This is a genomic window from Pseudomonas sp. Pdm06 (genome assembly GCF_014851795.1).
Classification (GTDB): Bacteria; Pseudomonadota; Gammaproteobacteria; order Pseudomonadales; family Pseudomonadaceae; genus Aquipseudomonas; species Aquipseudomonas fluorescens_AA.
Genome location: NZ_JACVAH010000003.1, coordinates 325,553 through 342,141 on the forward strand (window position 1 = coordinate 325,553; position 16,589 = coordinate 342,141).

General features: G+C 62.3%; 14 protein-coding genes and 1 pseudogene. 10 read left to right on the forward strand and 5 right to left on the reverse strand.

The features are described from left to right. Positions 1-95: 95 nt before the first annotated feature. The 4 genes from IB266_RS07035 to IB266_RS07050 all read right to left on the reverse strand — a co-directional run bounded on the left by IB266_RS07035 (position 96) and on the right by IB266_RS07050 (position 3,698). Complete coding sequence (locus IB266_RS07035) at positions 96-584, reverse strand: hypothetical protein (RefSeq protein ID WP_192260698.1); 489 nt, start codon at positions 582-584, stop codon at positions 96-98. A 138-nt stretch (positions 585-722) separates the two neighbouring features. Continuing rightward, positions 723-1,568, reverse strand: coding sequence for a helix-turn-helix transcriptional regulator (locus IB266_RS07040; protein ID WP_225613443.1), 846 nt, complete (start codon positions 1,566-1,568; stop codon positions 723-725). Positions 1,569-1,647: 79 nt separating this feature from the next. After that, positions 1,648-2,232, reverse strand: coding sequence for an anthranilate synthase component II (locus tag IB266_RS07045; RefSeq protein ID WP_092444300.1), 585 nt, complete (start codon positions 2,230-2,232; stop codon positions 1,648-1,650). Then, complete coding sequence (locus IB266_RS07050; RefSeq protein WP_092256260.1) at positions 2,229-3,698, reverse strand: anthranilate synthase component I family protein; 1,470 nt, start codon at positions 3,696-3,698, stop codon at positions 2,229-2,231. Before IB266_RS07050 ends, IB266_RS07045 begins: the two co-directional genes overlap by 4 nt. Before the next feature lie 743 nt (positions 3,699-4,441). Between IB266_RS07050 and IB266_RS07055 the strand changes: the two are divergent. Further along, positions 4,442-4,651: pseudogene (locus tag IB266_RS07055) on the forward strand (flavodoxin family protein); the annotation flags it as partial. Positions 4,652-4,903: 252 nt separating this feature from the next. After that, a complete protein-coding gene (locus IB266_RS07060; protein ID WP_192260820.1) occupies positions 4,904-6,109 on the forward strand; it encodes a DSD1 family PLP-dependent enzyme in 1,206 nt (401 codons plus the stop codon). A 54-nt stretch (positions 6,110-6,163) separates the two neighbouring features. On the opposite strand, the gene IB266_RS07065 is transcribed toward IB266_RS07060, so the two are convergent. Next, complete coding sequence (locus IB266_RS07065; RefSeq protein WP_192260699.1) at positions 6,164-7,384, reverse strand: multidrug effflux MFS transporter; 1,221 nt, start codon at positions 7,382-7,384, stop codon at positions 6,164-6,166. A 337-nt stretch (positions 7,385-7,721) separates the two neighbouring features. On the opposite strand from IB266_RS07065, the gene IB266_RS07070 reads away from it, so the two are divergent. The 8 genes from IB266_RS07070 to IB266_RS07105 all read left to right on the forward strand — a co-directional run bounded on the left by IB266_RS07070 (position 7,722) and on the right by IB266_RS07105 (position 16,489). Beyond that, the gene (locus IB266_RS07070; protein WP_092326164.1) at positions 7,722-9,140 is read left to right on the forward strand and encodes an LLM class flavin-dependent oxidoreductase; all 1,419 of its coding nucleotides are present in this window, start codon (positions 7,722-7,724) and stop codon (positions 9,138-9,140) included. 4 nt (positions 9,141-9,144) lie between these two features. Beyond that, entirely contained in the window at positions 9,145-10,116 is a 972-nt protein-coding gene (locus IB266_RS07075) for an AMP-binding protein (protein WP_060742783.1), read from the forward strand. Continuing rightward, positions 10,113-10,883: an ABC transporter ATP-binding protein gene (locus IB266_RS07080; protein WP_192260700.1), complete on the forward strand. Its 771-nt coding sequence runs from the start codon at positions 10,113-10,115 to the stop codon at positions 10,881-10,883. The genes IB266_RS07075 and IB266_RS07080 overlap by 4 nt, the downstream gene beginning before the upstream one ends. Continuing rightward, on the forward strand, positions 10,880-11,761 hold the full coding sequence (locus IB266_RS07085; RefSeq protein WP_060742781.1) for a branched-chain amino acid ABC transporter permease: 882 nt from the start codon (positions 10,880-10,882) through the stop codon (positions 11,759-11,761). The genes IB266_RS07080 and IB266_RS07085 overlap by 4 nt, the downstream gene beginning before the upstream one ends. A gap of 4 nt (positions 11,762-11,765) precedes the next feature. Beyond that, on the forward strand, positions 11,766-12,830 hold the full coding sequence (locus IB266_RS07090; protein WP_060742780.1) for a branched-chain amino acid ABC transporter permease: 1,065 nt from the start codon (positions 11,766-11,768) through the stop codon (positions 12,828-12,830). Between the two features lie 78 nt (positions 12,831-12,908). Next, positions 12,909-14,249, forward strand: coding sequence for an ABC transporter substrate-binding protein (locus tag IB266_RS07095; protein WP_060742779.1), 1,341 nt, complete (start codon positions 12,909-12,911; stop codon positions 14,247-14,249). A 66-nt stretch (positions 14,250-14,315) separates the two neighbouring features. Then, positions 14,316-15,650, forward strand: coding sequence for an ABC transporter substrate-binding protein (locus IB266_RS07100; protein WP_103308157.1), 1,335 nt, complete (start codon positions 14,316-14,318; stop codon positions 15,648-15,650). Between the two features lie 62 nt (positions 15,651-15,712). Further along, positions 15,713-16,489: an ABC transporter ATP-binding protein gene (locus IB266_RS07105; protein WP_192260701.1), complete on the forward strand. Its 777-nt coding sequence runs from the start codon at positions 15,713-15,715 to the stop codon at positions 16,487-16,489. The last annotated feature ends 100 nt before the right edge of the window (positions 16,490-16,589 follow it).

The window sequence follows — 16,589 nt, forward strand, 5'->3', positions numbered from 1 at the left end:
CGAGCCTCATCGCGAGCAAGCTCGCTCCCACATTGGGTCTGGGTATGTGACCCGGCCTTGCGACTGGGTGAACGCGTTGTCGAGGTCGCCTGGTCTCAGGACGCGTCCTGCTGATAGGTGCAACCCACGTAGAGATCGCTGTCCTTGTTTTCGGTGGAGACCACGCGCAGGGTCGCGCCGTTGTCGAGGTTGCGCTGGTAATCCACGTAGCCGTCGGTATCCAGCGTCTTTTCCAGTTTCAGGGCGTTGGCGAGTTTCTCTGCGTCGGCCTTCGGATTGCTGCTTTTGGCCTGGAGAAAGAAGCTGAAGCGGTCGGTCATCACCAGGGTGGTCGACGACACGCCGTGCACTGTCAGCGCCGGGGAGGCTTGCCAGGCGCCACCGCCCCACGGGGTGTGCGCTTCATCCTTGGCTAGCGACACTTGCTCCGCGTCAACCAGGCCGTTGAACTCGCTCACCTGTTGCGTACTGGCCTGGCACTGCGCCAGGGCCTTGAACAGATCGCTGTGGCTTGGGCCAGCGGCCGAAACAGCGAAGGTGGACAGGCACCCGGCCAGGGCGACGAGACCAAGAGAGATTTTCATGCCTACATCCTTGTTCAGTTGAATAACAGGTGATGAATACCCGAAATCAATGGCTGCAAGCATCGGGTATTGCTGCCCGGCTGCACACGGGCCTGCGCTGCAGGTTGGAACTTTGCCATTGCTGACTTGAATATGCCATCAGGTTATCCCTGAGGGTGGACTGTCGTAGAAACCACTTTTTTGCTCATTTCTGGCACCGGTAGTCGGTGAGATAGCGGTCGGCATGACCAACCCACAGGCCACCGCAGCACTGACGGCCTGTTGGCGGCTTACCGAGCCCAGCTTGCGTCGTGCATTGAGCAGGTGGAAGTCGATGGTGCGTTCGGAGCAGGTCAGGATGTGGCTGATTTCCCAGGTGGTCTTGCCTTCGCTGGCCCAGTACAGGCAGTCCATTTCCTTGGGTGTCAGGTCCTGGCGCGGTTGGGCAGGCCGTTGCAGTTGATGTCGTATCCCGGCGAGCAGGTAGGGAATGAGCATGAACAGTTGATAGACGGCAGGGTTGGAAACCCCTTTCTGTTCGGTGATCTGTGTGTCGTCGAAGGCCACGCTCAAGGTTCCCCTGAGCATTTCGTAGCGCAGTGGGATGCTCACGCCGCTGCGCAGGCCGTGTAGCTCGCGTTGCTCCCAGAAATGCCGGGAGCGTCCCCGGGCGCGCCGTCGTTCGCTGTCCCAGAAAAGCGGCACCAGCTCGCGTCGACAGTGCCTGAGTATCGGATCGATCTCGATCAACCCATCACAGCGGTAGTGTTCCAGCCAGCGTTTGGGAAAGGTGGTGATGAGACCAGCGAGAGGGTCGGTATCCCCTGGCGTTGCCGGCCCGAGGCTGATGAGGTAGCTGCCGAAGCCGAGTTGGCGCAGCACTTTGTTCAGCAGGCGCTCCCAATCGCAACGGTTGGCATCCTTGGCGAGGCTCGTGAAGGCGGTCAGCGTAGCAGCACGCTCGGCCTGGGTCCGGCTGCAGGCGGGGGAGTGGTGTTTGTCCATAAACGGATCGCTCTAGTTGTAGCAGGAATGAAACAGTCGGAGTACAGGAAGGAAGGGGCGCATGCCCCCTCTGGATGGATCACTTGTGCACGTGACACCGGATGAAGCTGCGGAACAGGTCCAGGCCGTTTTCGGTGAGGATGCTTTCAGGGTGGAACTGCACGCCCTCCACCGGCAGGTGGCGATGGCGCACGCCCATGACATAGCCGTCGTCCGTGGATCTGGACGTGATCTCCAGGCAGTCGGGTAACGGCTGCTCGCTGATCATCAACGAGTGGTAGCGGGTCGCCCGAATCGCATGTGCCTGGGTGTGGTCATAGACGCCCTTGCCGTCGTTCTCGATCGTGCTCACCTTGCCGTGCATCACGTGTGGGGCTCGGCAAACCTGGGCACCGAAGGCCAGGCCGATGGCTTGGTGACCCAGGCACACACCCAGCAGCGGCAGGCGTCCCTGAAAGTGCCTGATCACTTCGATGTAGCCCACATCGGCCGGATGCCCAGGCCCAGGGCCCAGCACGCAGAAATCCGGTGAGAACGCTTCAATGCGCTGGATGAGGCCCGGTACGTCGTGACGCTCGACGTGGGTTTCCAGCCCCAGTTGTTCCAGGTATTGGCTGATGATGAAGACGAAGCTGTCATAGGCGTCGATCAAGAATACTTTCACAGTGCGATCTCCTGGCCGGTCACTGCCCGATAGACGGAACCCATCTTGTACAGTGTCTCTTTCCACTCAAGCTCTGGCACCGAATCGGCCACCACTCCGGCGGACGCACGCAAGTGATACGTACCCTCATCGAAGACCGTCGAGCGAATGCACAATGCGGTGTTGACGCTGCCATCGAAACCGACCAGGCCAAGGGCCCCGGCATAAATGCCCCGGCGGTTGCTTTCCATCCCTTCGATCAGCTCCATCGCTCTAACCTTGGGCGCGCCGGACATGGTGCCCGCGGGGAACGAGGCCTTGATCACGTCGAAGGCATCCAGGCCCGGGCGCAGCAAGCCGCGAACGTTCGACACCATGTGGTAGAGGTGCGAGTACTCTTCCACCAGCATGAACTCATCGACCTCCAGCGAGCCGGCCTGGCACACGCGACCGATATCGTTGCGACACAGGTCGATGAGCATCAGGTGTTCGGCGCGCTCCTTCTCGGAGCGGGTCAGCTCCAGGACCAACTGAGTCGGATCGACGCCAGGCTTCTTGCCCACGGTGCCGGCGATCGGGCGCATCTCGATCAAGTCGTCCTTGATCCTGACGAACAGCTCGGGGCTGGCGCCGATCAGGTCGATGCCGCCTACGTGGGCCAGGTACATGTAGGGGGAAGGGTTGCGCAGGCGCAGGTTCTGGTACACGTCGAACGGTGAAACCTGCGAGCGGATGCGAATCTCATGACCGAGCTGGATCTGGTAGACGTCGCCGGCGCGGATGTGCTCCATCGCCACTTCGACACGCTCGACGAATTGCTCCGGGGTCACCGTGCGCTCTTCCTCGAAGCCCTCGGGGTACGGTGGCGGGGCCAGCGCCTCGGATGCCGGGGTTGTGCTCAGGAAGGGGTAGTCCTCCAACGTGCGGGGCGACCAGAGATCGTGGTTATTGATCAAGGTTTCGACGATGCCATTGCTGTGGAAATAAACCAGGGTCTGATAGACCGACAGGGCAATGAGCGGGTAGTCGTAGGTCTGTTTGGCCAGATCGGGAAGTCGCTCGATCAGGCGAACGCAGTCGTAGGAGAAATAGCCGAAGAATGCCAGGCTGGAAGGGGCATTGGATGCAGGTTGGAACGTTGCCTGGATCGCCCGGAGCAGGTTCCACGCAGCCTCGCTGTCGGGTAGATGGATCTTGTGTTCCGGATCGACCTGCATGCCCGCTTGCCGCAGGCTGGCGGACAAATGTTCACACAGGGCGGCGCAGCCTCTCAGTTGGGCTTGGCCCTCATTGATACACACTTCGAAAAGCGGTTCGAGCCCGACGATCGTCGCCCGGCGATCACGGCTTGGGCCGGACAGTGATTCAAGAATGAAAACAGACTCGCGACCCAGTTTTTCCAGTGCATTTGCATATATGCCAAGTGCATCCGTAGGTCGACGTTCTTCACGGCGAAGAACATTCACGCCAATTAAATTTTTATTCATGGTTAATACCATATTCAAGGTGTAACGATTCAGGCGCTCGATTAAGAGAGCGCCACGGGAATATAAAGCGCGCAGGCACTTTAAATACGAGTTGACGGATATTCTGAATAGACGGGACGGACGCTGTTCATGTCGCGCGCACTAAAAAGCTTGCAATGGATTGCAGCCAATTGTTGCGCAGGGCACAAGGCGCGAGCGCCTTCGATTCCAGAGGGAAAGATCAGGACGTTGCTGGCAGGCAGCAGACAGGCTCCGGTCTTCGCTAGATTAGCGACGCCAGATATTGCTTTTGAAGATGGCCAGAATGGCCCGGGAACAGCTGTCGGGATAGCTGTGGGAGGAACTGATAGCAGAAAGGTGATAGTACATTTTAGACATCCCAGTCTTGGCTAAGCACTGCGGGAGTAATTGGCAGTTCGGCGAAATTACCAGCGTGCCCTGGGGACTGTCAACGGCTGAGGGTATATTAATCTTTCATTCATTTCTGAATGTCGACAGAGCTATCCCTGCGCGTATGTAAATGCGCGTGCCTTTAACAAGAAAGTCGTGGGTGCACAACTGCGAGATAGCGCAGCTGGGTATTTATAAGTTCTGTTGCTAACGTAGCGGCCGTTGAGTTCCAGTAACCCATAAAACCTGAGCGGTTGAAATGAAAGAGCATTTAGAGACATTCAAGAAGCGGTACGATCCGATTCATCATGCCTATTGGACCGACGTCCTCAGCGACACCGAGCTGGCGGCCTGGCACCAACAGTCGCTTCCAGGCGTTTCTGGAGCGAGTCGGTTATGGCTTCCTGCGGCCTCGGGAGCGTCCGCTGCGCGACAAACTCGCGGCAATTGCGGTCGTCGGCCGACGCTATGGACACACGGCGGTTTTCTCCCAGGTCGCCCTGAACGTGCTGCCCAACAAAATGATTCTGGTCGGCTCGGGATTTGCGCCGTGCTTCCAGACCCTATCTTGAACGGGGCGCCGATGTGGTGGCGGCCATCACAGGGTTCATTGCAACGTCCAGGGGGCAGGAGGAATCGATCAAAGCCTGGCCGCCAAAGTCCCCTTTCTGACCTCCCATAGCCTCAACAGCCGGGTATCGCTGCCGTAACGTGCACTTGACTGCGCACGCAGAGGGAGCGTCCTGATGAATCGTAGAACCTTTATGCTCGGCACCGCAGGAGTGGGTGCATTGATGGTCGGGGCGGGGGCGCTGTTGCGTCCGAGCGACCGGGGCAGTCCCTACAACGAATACTTCCACAAGCTGAATCAGGAACTGAAGGTCCATGGGCCGATGCGGCCGGTGATGCTGATCGACCTCGATGGGCTCGATCACAACATCAATGTGGTCATGCAATCGGTCAAACGTGCCGGCAAACACTTGCGCCTGGTGGAGAAGTCCCTGCCGTCACCGGGGTTGTTGGCGTATATCGCCAAACGAACCGATAGCCAGCGGCTGATGTCGTTTCACCAGCCGTTCCTCAATCAAGATGCAGTGACCTTTCCCGAGGCCGACCTCTTGCTCGGCAAGCCTTTGCCGGTGCGCTCGGCCGAGCTGTTCTACCAAACCCACAAGGGCACCTTTGACCCTTCCAGGCAATTGCAATGGCTGCTCGACACCCCGCAGCGGCTGATGGATTACCTGGTCTTGGCGCAGGGCCTGGGCCTCCGGATGCGGGTCAATATCGAACTGGATGTCGGCCTGCATCGCGGCGGAGTTGCTGACCATGCGGTGCTCGGCGAGATGCTGAGGCTGATCAGTGCCCATCCACAGCATCTCGAATTCTCAGGCTTCATGGGTTATGACCCGTTTGTCGGCATGGGTGTGCCCCGGGTCCTCGGTTCGTCCCAGGCGTTGTTCGACCAGGTGATGGTCATTTACAACGGCCATGTGAACTACGTACGTGAGCATTTTCCGGCGCTTTGGCACGACGGGCTCACGCTCAATACCGCCGGCAGCCCCAGCTACCGCATACATGAACAGGAGCGCTTGAGCAGCGAGGTCTCGGTGGGGACGGCGTTTCTCAAGCCGACGCATTACGACTTGCCGTCGCTGGCCGAGCATGTGCCGGCGGCCTTTATCGCAACGCCGGTGTTGAAGAGCACCGGGGCCGTCAATTTTCCCGCTTTGGATGACAAGTCCCGATTGTTCTCCTGGTGGAACCCGAATCAGCGCGGAACCTTCTTCATCTATGGCGGCAACTGGATGGCCGAGTTCGAGTCCCCCTCGGGGCTGCAAAGTAACGAACTCTATGGTCGCAGTTCCAACCAGGAAATGGTCAACGGCTCACCGGCCGTGGGGCTGAACGTGGAGGACCAGGTGTTTTTACGGCCGACCCAGACTGAGTCCGTGCTGCTGCAGTTTGGCGACTTGCTGGCCGTGCGCGGGGGGAAGATTGTCGAAACCTGGCCGGTGTATTGACTGGCGCTTCACCGGCGCAACCCTCCATCATGCTTGGCCGGCAAAGCGGTTTGCTCAAAGCCTGCCCCGCAACAGAAACAGCACCAGCGCGAGCAGGCAGGCCGTCGCCTGGATCCCACCCAGCGTCGTGACCGGTGCGAAGCTCAAGACCGAGGCCAGCCAAGTGGTCAGCGCAGCCGCGCCCATGGAGAAAAAACCCAGCAGTGCGGAGGCCATCCCGGCTTCTTTGCCGAAAGGGCCCATGGTGATTGCCGTGCCCAGCGGATTGGCCAGGCCCATGCCCCAAAGGAAGGTGACCATCGAGAGGGCATACCACCACAGGCCAGGCACGGCCGGACCTACCAGAAGCAGGCCACCGCCGATCATGGCGCAGGCGATGCCCAGGAGCGTGATGACTCGAGTGCCATGACGATGGGCCAGGCGCGGGGCCGCCATGCCGGCTGCGAACACGACGAATACCGTAGAGGCGAAATACAGGCCGGTCTGCACCGACGTCAGGCCGATACCTTGCATCAGGATGGCGGGCGCCGCCGCGAACGAGGCGAACAGGCCGCTCATCAGTAGGCTCATTGAGAGGGCAGGAAGGATGAAGCGCTTATCCAGTACCAATCGGCGATAGGCGAGCACTACGCTCTTGGCCGAGTGGGGCGCCCGGCGATCGGCGGGATGGGTTTCTCCGAGGTCGCGCACGTAGAAAAACGCCAGTACCACGGCGGCCAGTCCCACCAGGATGAAGATGGCACGCCAGCCGAGCGTGACGGCCAGTACGCTGCCGGCCAACGGCGAAAATCCCGGTGCCGCGGCGGTGGCGATCATCGTCAGCGACAGGGCGCGGGCGAGCGTCTCGCCTTCGAACAGATCCCGCGCGATGGCGCGGGACAGCACCGAGGCCGCGCACACGCCCAGCGCCTGCACGATGCGTCCGGCGATCAGCACATCGAGGGTGCTGGCCAGGCCAGCGATGACGGTGCCAACCACGAACACCGACAAGCCGCCCAGCACCAGTTTCTGGCGCCCGTAGCGGTCGGCCAGTGGCCCGACCACCAGTTGGCCCAAGGCGAAGGTGATGAAGAAACTGGACAGCGTCAGGCCGAGTTCGCGAGCGGTCACGCCCAAGTCTTCACCGATCGCCGCAAACGCGGGGAGGATGATGTTGGTAGAGAGCATGCTGATCGCCGCCAGGCCTGCAAGCAGCGCCACGACTTTGCCGGTCAATGGTTGTGTGGAGGCGTGCGGTTGGCTAGCGGTAATCGCCAATGAAGTTCTGGCTTCCATACGTCATCTCCTGCGCGGGTGGAGGGCGTGCCTCAACCTGAGTCTGCGGCCCGTGATGGTTCACATGATGGTCATAATATTCTGGCCAAATATGATGATCATCATCTCAGGCGTCAAGCTAAATATTGGCGGTTCGAGTTTCGTCACAGGAATCACCTGCGCACTGTCTGCCACCGGACAGTTGATCAACACGGTTGTCACCATGCAGGCATTTCCGTTGCTTGAATGCATGTCTAACTTGTTGTAAACAAAAGAATTATTACTTGGCACGAATTGTGTTGATCGAGCAGTGAGAAGCACTCGGAAGGGGTGCTGAATCTATCGAGCAGGAGTTCCCATGCCACGTGAAATTCGATTGAATGCCTTTGAGATGAACTGTGTCGGTCACCAGTCGCCCGGTCTCTGGAGGCATCCCAAGGATCGCGCCTGGCAGTACAAGGACCTGGATTACTGGACCGACCTGGCCAAGCTGTTGGAGCGCGGGAAGTTCGACGGCATCTTCATCGCCGATGTGATTGGTATCTACGATGTGCTCGGTGGCAATGGCGATGCGGCCATCCGCCAGGCGACGCAGGTGCCGGTCAACGATCCCTTGGCGTTGATCACGCCGATGGCGCTGGTGACCGAACACCTGGGCTTTGGCCTCACCGCCTCGTTGACCTTCGAGCACCCTTATCCCTTCGCCCGTCGCCTGTCCACGCTGGACCACCTGACCAAGGGGCGCATCGGTTGGAACATCGTCACCTCTTACCTCGACAGCGGGGCACGCAACCTCGGGCAGAAGGCCCTGAGCGATCACGATGCGCGCTACGACTACGCCGACGAATACCTGGAGGTGCTCTACAAGTTGTTCGAAGGCAGTTGGGAGGAGGGCGCGGTGGTGCGCGACCGTGAGCGCGGCATCTTCAGCGACCCGAGCAAGGTCCACGAGATCCGCCACCAGGGCAAGCACTTCCAGGTGCCGGGCATCCACCTCTGCGAGCCGTCGCCACAGCGCACGCCGGTGCTCTATCAAGCGGGAGCGTCGAGTCGTGGCAAGGACTTCGCCGCCGGCCACGCGGAATGTGTGTTCGTTGCCGCGCCGTCCAAGGTGATCCTGAAGAAGACCGTGGCCGATATACGCCGGCGTGCTGCCGAAGCCGGACGCGATCCGCGCAAGGTGCTGATCTTCAACCTGCAGACGGTGATCGTCGACGAGACCGACGCCAAGGCGCAGGCCAAGTGGCGGGAACTGAAATCCTATAGCAGCTACGAGGGCGCGCTGGCGCTGATCTCCGGTTGGACCGGTATCGATTTTGGTCAGTACCGGCCCGACCAGGTGCTCAAGCACATCCATACCAACGCCATCCAGTCGGCCGTGGAAACCTTCTCTACCGCCGACCCGGACAAGCAGTGGACCGTCCAGGAGCTGGCCGACTGGGTCGGTATCGGCGGCTTCGGCCCATTGATTGTCGGCAGTGCGCAAACCGTGGCCGACGAGCTGCAGGCCTGGGTCGAGGACACCGATGTGGACGGTTTCAACCTGGCCTACGCCTTGGCCCACGAAACCTTCCGCGATGTGGTCGAGCTGCTGGTGCCCGAGTTGCAACAGCGCGGTGCGTACAAGACCGAGTACCGCCCCGGCACCTTGCGCGACAAGCTGTTCGGCGACGGTCCGCGACTGCCCGCTAACCACCCTGGCGCCGGCTATCGGGACTTGAAGCGCCTCGCCCCGCGCAGCCGCCTCGCTGAACCGGCCTTGGCCGGTGAGGAGTAAGCGCATGAGTGTCTACGAACTCAATTCGCCACTGCCCGACAGGGTCACGGACAACGCCCTGGCGGCCTTGCAACGCTGGGCCAGGGAACGACCGACGCAGATCGCCCTGCGCCATCGGCGCCTCGGTCTCTGGAAGGCCTGGCGTTGGATCGATGTGCAGCGCGAGGTCGAGCGTGTGTGCGATGGCTTGCGCCAGCAAGGCTTTGCCCCTGGCGCGCGGCTGGCACTCAGTGGTGCCTTCGAGCCGAGCCTGCTGATCCTGGCACTGGCCGCACGCCAACTGGGTGGGCACAGCGTGGTGATCGACCGAGACAGCCGGGGTGAGGATCTACAACGTCAGTTACGCCTGACCCGTCCGGCGTTCGCCTTTGTCCAGCGCCGCGAAAGCGTGTCGCACTGGCTGCAGTGCGGCCTGGATGAGGAGTGGCCGCTGCGGCTGTATTCGGCCCAGGTCAACGTAGCGAATCGTGGTCTGTGGCAGGTGCAGTCGCTGTCGGTGCTGTTTGTCACCGAGGCGCCGACCGCGCAACGCCAGGGCTGGGCCCAGGTCGCCGAGGACGCGGTGGTGTGGGTCGATGAAGGCACCGAGTGGCGCGATGGCCTGGCCCACTTGTTCAGTCGCTGGCTGGAGGGTGGTGAAGGCTTGGCGTTTCCGGAAACTCGTGAGTCAGCCAGTCGCGATCGTCGCGAGATCGCCCCCACAGCCTTGCTGCTGTCCGCGGTGCGAGTCGAATCCCTGGCGGCGGAAATCGAAGCTCGCCTGCCACTTCCAGGCAGTTGGCGCCGACGCCTGTGCGAATGGACCCTGGACGATCCGCGGCGTGGCCTGCGCCGCTGGCTCAAGGCGCGGGTACGGCACCTGCTCGGCTTCCAGCGGCTGCGCCGGATCGAAGTGCCGAGCGCGCCCGCAGACGCGGTGCTGCAAGGCCCAGCACGCCAATCGTGGTTGCAGGAGTACCTGGAGCGAGCGGCATGAGTGCGCTGCTGGAGGTGCGCAATGTGTCGCTGTCGTTCCAGGGCGTGAAAGCGATTTCCGACCTTTCGTTCAGCGTCAAGCTTGGCGAGATCTGCGCGCTGATCGGGCCGAACGGCGCGGGCAAGAGTTCGCTGCTGAACATCCTCAACGGCGTCTACCGGGCCGACGCCGGCCAGTTGTTCTTCGCCGCCGAACCGTTGCGCCGCCCGCATCCGCTGAAGGCGGCGCGACTCGGTATCGGTCGGACGTTCCAGAACAATGCGCTGTTCAAGAAAATGAGCGTGGTGGACAACCTGCTCACCGGCCTGTCGCGCTTCCAGCGGACGTTTTTTCTCGAACAGGCCTTGGGTTTGCCGCGTGCCCGGCGCGAGGCGCGGGCGTTCGCCGAGCGTGCCGAGCGGGTGTTGGAATTTCTCGAGTTGCAGGCTTGGCGCGACGTCGCCGTGGGCAGCCTGGCCTACGGCCTGCAGAAACGCGTGGAGCTGGGCCGGGCGTTGATCGCGCAGCCGACGCTGCTGTTGCTCGACGAGCCGATGGCCGGCATGAACGCCGAGGAAAAACAGGACATGAGCCGCTTCATCGCCGATATCAATCGTGATCTTGGCACTACGGTGATTCTCATCGAGCACGACATCCAGGTGGTCATGGGCTTGTCCAGCCACGTGGTGGTGCTGGACTACGGACGCAAGGTCGGCGACGGCACGCCGGCCGAAGTCCAGGCCAATCCCGATGTGATCGCTGCCTACCTGGGGACGCCTCGCCCATGAACTTCTTTCTGGAAACCCTGATCGGCGGGCTGCTGGCCGGCACCTTGTATTCGCTGGTAGCCATCGGTTTCGTGCTGATCTACAAGGCCAGCGGCGTGTTCAATTTCGCCCAGGGCGCCATGCTGTTGTTCGCCGCGCTGACCTTCGTCAGCTTGCGCGAACAGGGCCTGTCCTTTGCCCTGGCGTTGCTCCTGACGGTGTTGGTGATGGTCGTTGGCGCGCTGTTGATCGAGCGCCTGGTATTGCGGCCGTTGGTCAACCGTTCGCAGATTACCCTGTTCATGGCCACCCTCGGCCTGTCGTTCATCATCGAAGGCCTGGCCCAAGGCTTGATGGGCGCCCAGGTGCGCGCACTGGACCTGGGCATCGAGGACGTCCCGCTGTTCGTCGGCGAGATCATGATCAGCCAGTTCGACCTGATCGCCGCCGGGGTGTCCGCGCTGACGGTGGCGGTGCTGGCCCTGCTGTTCAACAAGACCCGCATCGGTGTTGCCCTGCGCGCCGTGGCCGACGACACCCGTGCAGCGCTGTCGCTGGGCATCAACCTCAACCGCATCTGGCAGATCGTCTGGGCCGTGGCCGGGGTGGTCGGGCTGGTCGCCGGGCTGCTCTGGGGCGCGCGCCAGGGCGTGCAGTTCTCGCTTTCGCTGGTGGTGCTCAAGGCGCTGCCGGTACTGATCATCGGGGGCTTCACCTCGATTGGCGGGGCCATCGTCGGCGGGCTGATCGTCGGCGCCGCCGAGAACCTCGCCGAGGCCTATATCGGCCCTTTGATCGGCGGCGGCATCACGCCCTGGTTCGCCTATTTCCTCGCCTTGATCTTCCTCTACATCCGACCGGCCGGCCTGTTCGGCGACCGGATCATTGAACGGGTATGACGCCATGACCGCTACTGTTCCGCGCCTGACTGCCAGCTTCGACGAGGCGCCGCTGACCCTGGTGCGCCGGCGTTGGCGGCCGGGCCTGCTGCTGTTGCTGCTGGTGGCTTTTGTCGGCCTGCCGTGGCTGGGCAACGACTATTGGCTCAACGCGATCCTGATTCCGTTCCTGGTGTTGTCGCTGGCCGGCCTGGGGTTGAACCTGCTGACCGGCTACACCGGCCAGACGTCGGTCGGCGCCGCCGGCTTCATGGCGGTGGGCGCGTTCGCCACCTACGGCCTGCTGCTGCGTGTACCCGGATTGCCGTTGCCACTGGCGCTGATCGGCGGTGGTTTGATCGCCGGACTGGTGGGGTTGCTGTTCGGCATCCCCAGCTCGCGGATCAAGGGCTTCTACCTGATGGTCACGACGCTGGCCGCGCAGTTCTTCCTGGAGTGGGTGTTCGCCAAGTTCCCCTGGTTCTACAACTACGCCTCGTCCGGCACCATCAGCGCGCCACGTCTGGAGCTGTTGGGCCATAACCTGACCACCCCAGTCGGTCGCTACCTGTTGACCCTCAGTTGCGTGGTGCTGCTGACCTGGATAGCGGCCAACCTGGTGCGCAGCCAGGTCGGCCGTAACTGGATGGCGATCCGTGACATGGACACCGCTGCCGCCGTGATTGGCATTCCTGTGGAACGCTACAAGCGCCTGGCCTTCGCGGTCAGTTCGTTCTACCTGGGCATCGCCGGGGCGCTCTGGGCGTTCGCCTACCTGGGCACGGCCAGTGCCGGCAGCTTCGACATCAACCGCTCGTTCCAGATTCTGTTCATCATCATTATCGGCGGCATGGGCAGCATCGCCGGCAGCTTCATCGGCGCGGCCTTCATCAGCCTTGTGCCAATCCTGCTCAGCCATGCCGGGCTATGGCTGTTCAACGGCAACGTCGACGCCGGGCAGTTGCAGAACCTGCAGAAGGTGCTCTTCGGCGGCCTGATCATCTGGTTCCTGATCAAGGAACCGGAAGGGCTGGCCCGCCTGCTTGGCGACTTGCGCGAACGCATCAGGGTCTGGCCGCTGCGGTTCTGAGCGCCGACCCACGACCCAACAGACCTTGACCCGACCCAGGGAAAGGAGGTTTCCAACACAGCACAAGAAGTACAGACCATGCGTAGAACCTTGCCTCGCCTCCTGTTCGCCAGTCTCTTCGTAGCTGGCGTCCAGGCCCTGCTGCCGACCATTACCCAGGCCGCCAGCAACCAGCAATTCATCCCCATGGCCACTTACCGGGTCGGCGCCTACGCCTCCAGCGGCATCCCCTGGTGGGCGGGGGAAATCGACTATTTCCGTTACATCAACGAGGTCGAAGGTGGCATCAATGGCGTCAAGCTGGTCTGGCAGGAGTGCGAGACGGAGTGGAACGTCGACCGTATCGTCGAGTGCTATGAACGCTACAAGGGAGGGCTCGACGGCGCGCCGACAGCGTTCTTCTTCACCCACAGCACACCGGGTTCCTACGCGCTGATGGAGAAGGGCGCGGCCGACCGGATCCCGCTGATCGACGGTGCCGGCGGGCGTACCGAATCCACCGACGGCAGCGTGTTTCCCTATGCCTTCCCGTTGCTGCTCAATTACTACGGCCAGGCCTCGGTGGGCATCAACTACATCGCCGAGCGCGAGGGCGGTTTCGACAAGCTCAAGGGCAAGAAGATCGTCACCGTCTACCACGACTCCGCCTATGGCCGCGAAACCCAGGCGCCGATGACCTTGCTGGCGCAGAAGTACGGTTTCGAGAACATCCAGATTCCGGTGGCCGATCCAGGCAACGAACAGTCCGCGCAATGGCGCCAGGTGCGGCAGATCAAGCCGGACTGGGTGTTCCTGCGGACCTGGGGCGTGTCCACGCCGGTGGGGATCAAGACGGCGGCGCGGTTCGGCATCCCGGTCGATCGCATCATCGGTGATGTCTGGGCCGGTTCCGAGGCCGACGTGATCCCGGCGGGCCCTGCCGCCAAGGGCTACCAGGCGCTCGCGCCGTTCCCGGGTGGCGATGGTTTCGAGATCCACAAGCGCTTGCGCCAGTCCATCCTCGACACCGGCAAGAGCGACCTCAAGGACCGCAGCTATTTTGGCAAGGTCTACTACAACATCGGCCTGATCAACGCGGCCATCGCGGTCGAGGCGCTGCGCACGGCCCAGGCGAAGTTCGGCAATCGCCCGCTCAACGGCGAGGAAGCGCGCTGGGGCTTCGAACACCTGGACATCGATGCCGCGCGACTCAAGGCCAGTGGTTTCGAAGGACTGTTGCCGCCGCTGAAGCTGTCCTGTTCCGACCATGAGGGTGGCGGTGCGGCGCGTGTGCAGCAGTGGGATGGCGAGAAGTGGGTGTTGGTGACCGACTGGGTTCAGGCCGACCGAGCCACGCTGCGCCCATTGATCGAAGCCAAGTCTGCCGCCTACGCCAAGGAAAAGGGTATTACCGCGCGTGATTGCGCCAGCGAACAGTGAGCCGCCGTCGATAACTGTCGCTCGGCCGCCTTCGCGCGGTCGGGCACTCAAGCCGAGAAGATAATCATGCATGCAACCCTCAAACGTCGCCTCGCCGCCATCGGCCTGGCACTCGGCGCCTATACGGCGCTGGTACCGGCTGCCCAGGCGGCCAACGAACAGTTCTTCCCGCTGGCCACTTACCGGGTCGGCGCCTATGCCTCCAGCGGTATTCCGGTCTGGGCCGGAATGATCGACTACCTGCGCTACATCAACGAGGTGGAAGGTGGTATCAACGGCGTCAAGCTGGTCTGGCAGGAGTGCGAGACCGAATGGACGGCGGAGAAGGGCATCGAATGCTACGAGCGCTTCAAGAACGGTCTCAATGGCGCGCCGGTGGCGGTCTATCAGCCCAACGGCGCCCCGGCTGCCTACGCCCTCGCGGACAAGGCCGAGGCCGACAAGATTCCCTTGATCACCCTTGGCTATGGCCGTACCGAAGCCACCGACGGCAGGGTGTTTCCCTATAACTTCCCGGCCATGCTGACGTTCTACAGCGAGGCCTCGGCGTTCATCAACTACGTGGCCGAGCGCGAGGGTGGGCTGGACAAGCTCAAGGGCAAGAAAATCGCCACCGTCTACCACGACTCCGCCTACGGCCGGGAAACCCAGGGGCCGCTGGCGTTGCTGGCGCAGAAGTACGGCTTCGAGAACATCCAGATCGCGGTGGCCGACCCGGGTAACGAGCAGGCCGGGCAGTGGCGCCAGGTGCGGCAACTCAAGCCGGACTGGGTGTTCCTGCGGACCTGGGGCGTGTCCACGCCGGTGGCGATCAAGACCGCGGCACGTTTCGGCTACCCGGTGGAACGCATCGTCGGCGACATCTGGGCCAGCTCCAATGAAGACGTGCTACCGGCCGGTGAGGCGGGCAAGGGGTATCTGGCATTGACACCCTATCCGGGCGGCGCCGACTTTGACATCCACCAGCGCATCCGCCAGCACATCCTCGATACCGGCAAGAGCGACCTCAAGGATCCGAAGAGTTTTGGCAGCGTCTACTACAACTCCGGCCTGGTGAATGCCGCCATTGCCGTCGAAGCGATCCGCACCGGGCAGAAGCATTTCGGCAACCGGCCGCTCAACGGTGAGGAAGGTCGCTGGGGCCTTGAGCATCTCGATCTCAACGATGCGCGCCTCAAGGAAATCGGTTTTCTTGGGCTGATGCAGCCGCTGCGGTTGTCCTGCAGCGACCACGAGGGCGGCGGGGCGGCCAAGGTGCAGCAGTGGGACGGCCAGCAGTGGAACCTGATCACCGACTGGGTCCAGGCCGACCGCGCCACGTTGCGCCCGTTGATCGATGCCAAGGCCGCCGAGTACGCGAAAGAGAAGGGCGTGACCCCTCGCGATTGCACGGCGCAGTGACCCTGCGCACGGCTTGGCAAATCGGAACGCAACCGGGCGCGACTGCGCCCAAGGAGTAAACCATGACCATTGCGGCCCTTGCGGGCGCCGAAAGCAGTGAGTTGCTGGCGGTGCAAGACATCGAAGTGATCTACGACGGCGCGATCCTCGCCGTGGCCGGGGTTTCCCTGCGGGTCGGACAGGGCGATATCGTCGCCCTGCTCGGTGCCAACGGCGCGGGCAAGAGCACTACGCTCAAGGCCATTTCCGGGCTGGTCCAAGCCGATCGGGCGCAGGTCAGCCGTGGGCGGATTGTCTTCCAGGGACAGGACACCGCCGGGGTTGCAGCCAATCTGCTGGCACGCCAGGGCATTGTCCATGTGCTGGAGGGGCGGCATGTGTTCGCCCACCTGACGGTCGAGGATAACCTGCGCAGTGGCGGTTTCCTGCGCAAGCCGACGCGCCGGGAGCTGGAGCACGATCTGGAGCGGATCTACGCCTGGTTCCCACGGTTGAAGACCAAGCGCAAGACCCAGGCCGGGCTGACCTCGGGCGGCGAGCAGCAGATGCTTGCCATCGGCCGGGCCTTGATGACCCAGCCTCGACTGGTGCTGCTCGACGAACCCTCGATGGGGCTGGCGCCGATTCTCGTCGAAGAGATTTTCGCCATCGTCGCGCAGCTCAATGCCCAGGAGGGCGTGAGCTTTCTGGTGGCCGAGCAGAACATCAATGTCGCCCTGCGCCATGCCAGCTACGCCTACATCCTGGAGAACGGGCGGGTAGTGGGCGAGGGCGACGCCACTGAGCTGGCGGCGCGGGAAGACCTCCAGCATTTTTACCTGGGTGGCAAGGCTCGCTGAGGGCGATGCAACGCAACTGTTCGCTGGACAACAGTTCATCGACAGTTTGCCGCTCACGGGGCTTTCAAATGCACCTGGGTATCTATTCAAGCTATTGAAT

What these genes read in the sequence shown, in the direction of transcription:
- IB266_RS07035 (WP_192260698.1), bottom strand. Translation starts at nt 584, where the DNA reads ATGAAAATCTCTCTTGGTCTCGTCGCCCTGGCCGGGTGCCTGTCCACC.
- IB266_RS07040 (WP_225613443.1), bottom strand. Translation starts at nt 1,568, where the DNA reads ATGGACAAACACCACTCCCCCGCCTGCAGCCGGACCCAGGCCGAGCGT.
- IB266_RS07050 (WP_092256260.1), bottom strand. Translation starts at nt 3,698, where the DNA reads ATGAATAAAAATTTAATTGGCGTGAATGTTCTTCGCCGTGAAGAACGT.
- IB266_RS07065 (WP_192260699.1), bottom strand. Translation starts at nt 7,384, where the DNA reads ATGGAAGCCAGAACTTCATTGGCGATTACCGCTAGCCAACCGCACGCC.
- IB266_RS07070 (WP_092326164.1), top strand. Translation starts at nt 7,722, where the DNA reads ATGCCACGTGAAATTCGATTGAATGCCTTTGAGATGAACTGTGTCGGT.
- IB266_RS07075 (WP_060742783.1), top strand. Translation starts at nt 9,145, where the DNA reads ATGAGTGTCTACGAACTCAATTCGCCACTGCCCGACAGGGTCACGGAC.
- IB266_RS07080 (WP_192260700.1), top strand. Translation starts at nt 10,113, where the DNA reads ATGAGTGCGCTGCTGGAGGTGCGCAATGTGTCGCTGTCGTTCCAGGGC.
- IB266_RS07085 (WP_060742781.1), top strand. Translation starts at nt 10,880, where the DNA reads ATGAACTTCTTTCTGGAAACCCTGATCGGCGGGCTGCTGGCCGGCACC.
- IB266_RS07090 (WP_060742780.1), top strand. Translation starts at nt 11,766, where the DNA reads ATGACCGCTACTGTTCCGCGCCTGACTGCCAGCTTCGACGAGGCGCCG.
- IB266_RS07095 (WP_060742779.1), top strand. Translation starts at nt 12,909, where the DNA reads ATGCGTAGAACCTTGCCTCGCCTCCTGTTCGCCAGTCTCTTCGTAGCT.
- IB266_RS07100 (WP_103308157.1), top strand. Translation starts at nt 14,316, where the DNA reads ATGCATGCAACCCTCAAACGTCGCCTCGCCGCCATCGGCCTGGCACTC.
- IB266_RS07105 (WP_192260701.1), top strand. Translation starts at nt 15,713, where the DNA reads ATGACCATTGCGGCCCTTGCGGGCGCCGAAAGCAGTGAGTTGCTGGCG.